6 protein-coding genes are annotated in these 6,014 nt (G+C 69.0%); 4 read left to right on the forward strand and 2 right to left on the reverse strand.

Annotated elements, in window-relative coordinates:
• Window positions 1-170 precede the first annotated feature (170 nt).
• Complete coding sequence (locus D0D37_RS45440) at window positions 171-1,349, forward strand: globin domain-containing protein (protein WP_208720567.1); 1,179 nt, start codon at window positions 171-173, stop codon at window positions 1,347-1,349.
• Between the two features lie 343 nt (window positions 1,350-1,692).
• Here D0D37_RS45440 and D0D37_RS45450 read toward each other — a convergent pair whose 3' ends face one another.
• On the reverse strand, window positions 1,693-2,391 hold the full coding sequence (locus D0D37_RS45450; protein ID WP_116206758.1) for a hypothetical protein: 699 nt from the start codon (window positions 2,389-2,391) through the stop codon (window positions 1,693-1,695).
• A 134-nt stretch (window positions 2,392-2,525) separates the two neighbouring features.
• On the opposite strand from D0D37_RS45450, the gene D0D37_RS45455 reads away from it, so the two are divergent.
• Together D0D37_RS45455 and D0D37_RS45460 are read left to right on the forward strand one after the other, a co-directional pair.
• Complete coding sequence (locus tag D0D37_RS45455) at window positions 2,526-3,584, forward strand: sensor histidine kinase (RefSeq protein WP_116206759.1); 1,059 nt, start codon at window positions 2,526-2,528, stop codon at window positions 3,582-3,584.
• The gene (locus tag D0D37_RS45460) at window positions 3,577-4,236 is read left to right on the forward strand and encodes a response regulator (protein ID WP_116206760.1); all 660 of its coding nucleotides are present in this window, start codon (window positions 3,577-3,579) and stop codon (window positions 4,234-4,236) included. The genes D0D37_RS45455 and D0D37_RS45460 overlap by 8 nt, the downstream gene beginning before the upstream one ends.
• Window position 4,237: 1 nt before the next feature.
• Here the strand turns inward: D0D37_RS45460 and D0D37_RS45465 are convergent, their stop codons facing one another.
• Window positions 4,238-5,170, reverse strand: coding sequence for an SDR family oxidoreductase (locus tag D0D37_RS45465; RefSeq protein ID WP_116206761.1), 933 nt, complete (start codon window positions 5,168-5,170; stop codon window positions 4,238-4,240).
• Window positions 5,171-5,253: 83 nt separating this feature from the next.
• Between D0D37_RS45465 and D0D37_RS45470 the strand changes: the two genes are divergently transcribed.
• Window positions 5,254-5,820, forward strand: a complete 567-nt coding sequence (locus D0D37_RS45470; protein WP_116206762.1) for a TetR family transcriptional regulator — start codon at window positions 5,254-5,256, stop codon at window positions 5,818-5,820.
• Window positions 5,821-6,014: the final 194 nt, after the last annotated feature.

Here is a 6,014-nt window from a genome sequence, read left to right on the forward strand (position 1 = left end):
CGCCCCGCGATGCCGACGCGGCGAGCACGTCGTGGACAACGAGGAGCAGGAGTGGCGAATTCCCCCGCGCGGCGCGAGACGAATCCGACAACCGCGGCCGCCCTGCTCTCGTGACCCTTCCCTCCCAGCCCCCCGGTCTCCGGTCCCGACCCATGAACGACGACAGCCCGATGACAGCCGATTCGATCAGCCCGCTCCCGCGGACCTCGGCCGCACCCCGGCAGGCGCCGGCGGCCGTCGTCGCGATGGTGCAGCTCATCCGCGACACCTGGGCCAAATCGGAGCCGTACGCCCCGGAGATCTCCCAGTTCTTCTACGGGATGCTGTTCACCCTCGCGCCCGCCACGCGCGATTTCTTCCCGATCAACATGGAAGTCCAAGGCGGGCGCATCATCCGCGCGCTGGCCCGTGTCGTGCAGATGGTGGACCGGCCGGACGACCTGGTCCCGTTCCTGCGCCAGCTCGGCCGCGACCACCGTAAGTTCGGCGTGGCCCCCAAGCATTACGAGGCCGTCGGCACCGCGCTGCTGGCCGCGTTGAAGAACCACCTCGGCCCGGAGTGGACGCCGGAGGTCGAGCGCGCGTGGGCGGAGGCGTTCACCATCGTCGCGCGCGCGATGCAGGAAGCCGCGGCGGCGGACGAGAACCCGGCGTCGTGGTCGGCCACCGTGGTCGAACACCGGCGGCTCACCTGGGATCTCGCGCTGGTGCGGGTCATCCCGGACCAGCCGGTGCCGTATTCGCCGGGCCAGTACATGAGCGTCGAGGTCCCGCAGCGGCCGCGGTTGTGGCGGTATCTGTCGCCGGCGAACGCGCCGCGCGAGGACGGCGGCATCGAATTCCACGTCCGCGCGGTCGACGGCGGCTGGGTGTCCCGCGCGATCGTGAGCCACACGCAGGCGGGCGACGTCTGGCGGCTCGGCCCGCCGCTGGGCCGGATGGCCGTCAACCGCGAACAGTCGCGCGGGGTGCTGATGGTCGCGGGCGGCACCGGGGTCGCGCCGCTGCGGGCGATCCTCGACCATCTCGCGCTGTGGGGCGAGAACCCGAAGACGTGGCTGTTCTACGGCGGGCCGACCCGCGAAGACCTTTACGACCTGGAAGAACTGCGCGCGCTCGCGGCGACCAACCCGTGGCTCACCATCACGCCGGTCGTCGAACGCGGCGACCACCTGCCCGGCTGCGAACACGGCACTCTCGCCGAGGCGGTCACGCGCTATGGAGCTTGGCCGGACCACGACATCCTGGTGTCCGGTTCTCCGGCGATGATCCGCGCGACGGTGTCTCGGATGCTGGTCGCGGGCAGCGCGCTGGACCAGATCCAGTACGACCCGTTCACCGCGGACTGAGGCGGATCTCAGCTCGCGTGGCTGTCGTCGGGGCCATGCACATCCGGATTCCGGTGGCGGACGGGAAATCGACGGCTATCTGGCGGTGCCGTCCGGAGAGGGGCCGTTCCCGGCTGTGGTGCTGATCCACGACGTGTTCGGGCTGAACTAGGACGCGCGCGAGATCACCGACCGGTACGCGGCCGCGGGCTATCTCGCGCTGAGCCCCGATCTTTATTCGCGCGGCAGCATGATCCGTTGTGTGAAGCGGACTTTCCAGGACATGTTCGCCCGCGAGGGCCGGGCGTTCGCGGGCATCGAGGCGGCGCGGGTGCTCGTCGCCGGGCGGGACGACGCGAAGTAGTCAGCCCATTGTGCTCAAGTAGCCAAGCGCCCCGACTGCGAGCGCGCCGAGGCAGGCGAGGCCGAAGGTGCGTCGGTCCGGGCGTTCGGCTTGTTTCAGCAGCCGGACCCCGGACGGCACGAGCGCGACGCACAGTCCGGCCGCGGCGGCGATCGACCACATCGTCGTTCCTTTGAGGACACCGAGCGGCATGACCATCGCGGTGGCGAGCGCTACTGCGCGCATCGGGCCGAGCACTCCGGTGCGGTAGGCCGCGAAACCCAGCAGCGGCCAGCCGAACATGATCGTGAACGACAAGAAGCTGAACAGGTGCAGGTCGCCGTAAGCGTCCGCGACGAACGCGGTCGCGTAGTCCGCCCCGCGATGCCGGGCGAGATCCGTTGCTGCTTGGTCGAAACCGGCATGGAAGACCCGCTCGACCAGACCGATCAACACAAACGCGCCGGACCACGCCGCCCAGCGCGGCTTCGCCACCGCGATCTGGCAGACCATTGTGGACACTGCGAAGACAAGAACCACCTGACCGGCGAGGAAGCAGGTGGCGGCGACGGTCATTTGTGCCGGATGCTGCGCGGTCGCAGCGAGCTGGTGCGGAAAGAAGAACGGGTACGGCAGGCGCAGCAGCACTCCGGCGAGCACGAGCACCGGACCGAGGACGAGCGCCGCTCCGCCGAGGCGAGGGCCGGGAAAGGTCGACATGCCGCTCACCGTGCCCGTCCGGATACGCCGCGCACATCGGTCCGGAGCGGACAGTTCCACGCCACGGAACTAAACCGGGGGATGATCCACCACAGCACGATGTGCGCGCTCGCCGCACTGGCTAACGTGGGGTTATGTCCCCTCTGCGAGTGAGCGACGTCGCGCTGGCGGCAGGTCTCGTCGTGACGGACGTCGGGCTTGCCGGGAACCTGCTGATCGACGAGGAGCCCTGGCTGCTGCCCGTGTCCGCGGTGATCGCGACGCTCATCGCCGCCGCGGTGCTGCTGCGTCGACGGGCTACGGTGCCGGTGTTGATCGGCACTGTGGTCGTCTCCGCGTCCGCCGCGGCTTTCGGCTTGCTGTGGGATCCGTTCGTCGGCGCGGCTCTGGTGCTGTACCTCGTCCGTCCGCCGCGGGCTTTGCCTGCCGCGGCCGGGGTTGCGGCGGTGTCGGCGGCCACCGCGGTCGTGGGGCAGTGGTGGTACGCGTTCGGCGTCCCGCTCGCGCTGCTCACCTGGGGGCTTTCCGAAGCGGTGCGGTCCCGGCGCGAGCAAGCGGCGCGGCAGGAACGGCAACGCGAACATCGGATCCTGGTCGACGAACGCGTCCGCATCGCGCGCGAACTGCACGACGTCGTCACGCACGGGATGGGCTTGATCGCGGTGAAAGCGGGCGTCGCCAACCATGTCGCGGACAGTCGCCCGGAGGAAGCGCGCGACGCGTTGCGGGTGATCGAAGCGACCAGCCGCGCGGCGCTCGGCGAGATGCGGCGGTTGCTGGACGTGCTGCGCGATGACGCCGACGAAACTCCGGCTGACCCGCTCGCCGCGTTGCCGCAGCTCGCCGAACGCGCGCGGCAGACCGGTGTCGACGTCAAGCTGTCTGTCCTCGGCACTGCGCGCGTGCCCGAACCTGTTGCGCTGGCCGCGTACCGGATCGTGCAGGAAGCGGTGACGAACGTGGTGAAACACGCGGCACCAGCCCGGTGCCGGGTGGTGGTCGCGGTTGCCGCCGAAGAGATCCGGATCCAGGTCACCGACGACGGCACGGCGCCGATCGGCGAGCTGCGGCTCGGCCACGGGCTGACCGGCATGCGCGAACGCGTCGCCCTCTACGGCGGCGAACTGGCCGCTGGGCCCGGTCCGGACGGCGGATTCCGGGTCGCCGCCACCCTCCGGTGCGCCGATGACTGACCCGATTCGCGTCGTCGTCGCGGACGACCAAGCCTTGCTGCGCGGGAGTTTCCGGTTGCTGCTCGACAGCGAGCCGGACTTCACCGTGATCGGCGAAGCTGCGACCGGTGCCGAAGCGGTCGAGCTGGCCGTGACCGAAAAGCCGGACGTGGTGTTGATGGACGTCCGGATGCCGGTGATGGACGGCATCGAGGCGACCCGGCTGATCGGCGAGCGCGTCCCGGATGTGCGAGTGCTGGTGCTGACCATGTTCGACCTCGACGAACACGTCTTCGCCGCCCTGCGCGCCGGAGCGACGGGATTCCTGCTCAAGGACACCCGCCCGGCCGACCTGTGCGCGGCCGTGCGCGTGGTGGCTTCCGGAGACGCGTTGCTCGGTCCGTCCATCACCCGGCGGTTAGTCGCGCAGTTCGCGCGGATCCCGGACGCTCCGCCGCTCGCGGACGTCGCCGCCTTGGCCCCGCGAGAGCGCGAGGTGCTCATCCTTGTCGCAAGTGGACTGTCTAATGTGGAGATTACCGAACGGATGCAGCTGTCGATGGCGACGGTGAAGACGTACGTCGGACGGCTACTCGCGAAACTCGACGCCCGGGACCGCGCACAGCTGGTTATCGCCGCGTACGAATCGGGTTTGGTGCGCGCCCGGAATTGACCTACCGCCAGACCGCCTCGGCACGATCGCTGGCCTCGGGGGTGAAGTAGTCGCCGGTCTCCAGGTCTTCCAGGAGCGTCGCGTGGCGCGGCGTCCAGCCCAGCAGGTCCTGGGTGTGCGTACTGGAGGCGGGCACGTCGAGCGAGAAGAACCTTGCCAGGAAAGGATTTCCGAGGTGTTCGGCGGCTTCTTCGAGGGTTAGGGACGCCGTGGGGATGTCCAGCAACTGAGCGATCTTCTCCGCGACGCTCTTGATCGCGACCGTTTCCCCGACTCCGTGCAACATGGTCCCGGCAGGCGCTTTCTCCAGCGCCAGCCGGAAAAGCACCGCCGCGTCATCGCGATGAACAGCTGGCCAACGGTTCCCGCCGTCGCCGATGTACGCCGAGACGCCCGCCCGACGCGCACCTGCGATGAGCGCTGGGATGAAACCGTGGTCGCGCGGTCCGTGCACGGTCGGCGCGAGCCGCACGACGCTGGCCCGGACGCCCTGGTCAGCGAAACCGAGGCAGGTCTGCTCGCCGGGGAGCCGGAAGTAGGCCACGGAGTTCGGATCGGCTGGGTCGAGTTCGGTGCTGACCTGGTCGGCTTTCATCACCAGCGTGCCCGATGTGCTGACGAACGGTTTGCCGGTGCCGACCAGCGCCTGGCCCAGCGCGTCGATCGACTCGCAGTCGCGGCGGATGAGGTCGTCGGGATCGGCGTAACTGCCGCCTTGGGCCATGTGCAGCACGCCGTCGGCGGCTTCGGCTCCGCGGCGGAGGCTGTCGAGATCGTCGAGTTCACCCCGATGCGGCGTCGCGCCTAGCGACTCCAGCCGGGCGGCGGAGGTGTCCGAGCGAGCCAAGCCGGTGACCGAATGCCCGGCCCGGACCAGCTCAGCGACGACGGCAGGGCCGGTCTGGCCGGATCCCCCGGTAACGAAGACATGCATGGAAGACTCCTTAGTGTCAGTCGCTGACTCTACGCGTAGTGACAGTGACTGTCACTGACGCAGAAGGCGGGTAGGCTCACGAGGTGCCACGGAGCGGAGCAGAAGCGCGCAGCCGCCTCAAGCAGGCGGCGCTGGAGCTGTACCGGGAAAACGGCTTCGACAAGACGACCACCGCGGAGATCGCCGCCCGGGCAGGCGTCACCGAGCGGACGTTCTTCCGGCATTTCCCGGACAAGCGCGAGGTGCTCTTCGACGGCGAAGCCGACCTGCGCGACGATCTCACCCGGTCAGTCGCCGAGGCCCCGGAAGGCCTTGCACCGCTGGAAATCCTGCTGCGCGCCTACCGGAACGCCGGACGGATCATGGAGCGCAATCTCCCGTTCGCGGAACCGCGGCGGGATCTGATCGCGGCGACGCCGACGCTGCGCGAACGCAACCTCGCCAAAGCCGCGACGCTCGCTGAGGCGCTCGCGGACGCGTTACGGCAGCGAGGTGTTGAGGATCGGTTGGCGCGGTTGGCTGCTCATGCGGGGTGGGCGACGTTCCATCACGCCACGCAAGCCTGGATCAGCGATCCCACCCGGAGTTTGGACGACTACCTGACCGAGGCGTTCGCGGATTTGCGGGAGCTGGGCGCGGAAATCCATTAAGGACAGTAAGGGGCCCTCCTGCGGCGGCGGGGAGGGCTGGGGGGTTGTGAGTGTTTATGCCGGTTAGAACCCAATGCCGCGTAGCTTAATTTGATCATGGCCTCTGACCTGCGGCTTCTTCGCGGTTAGCGACTATCGTGGCGAATCTCCGGCGGCGACCGGTGAGTCCATCGTCGCTGGTCACGAGCCTTACT

The organism is Amycolatopsis circi, from assembly GCF_003385235.1.
Classification (GTDB): Bacteria; Actinomycetota; Actinomycetes; order Mycobacteriales; family Pseudonocardiaceae; genus Amycolatopsis; species Amycolatopsis circi.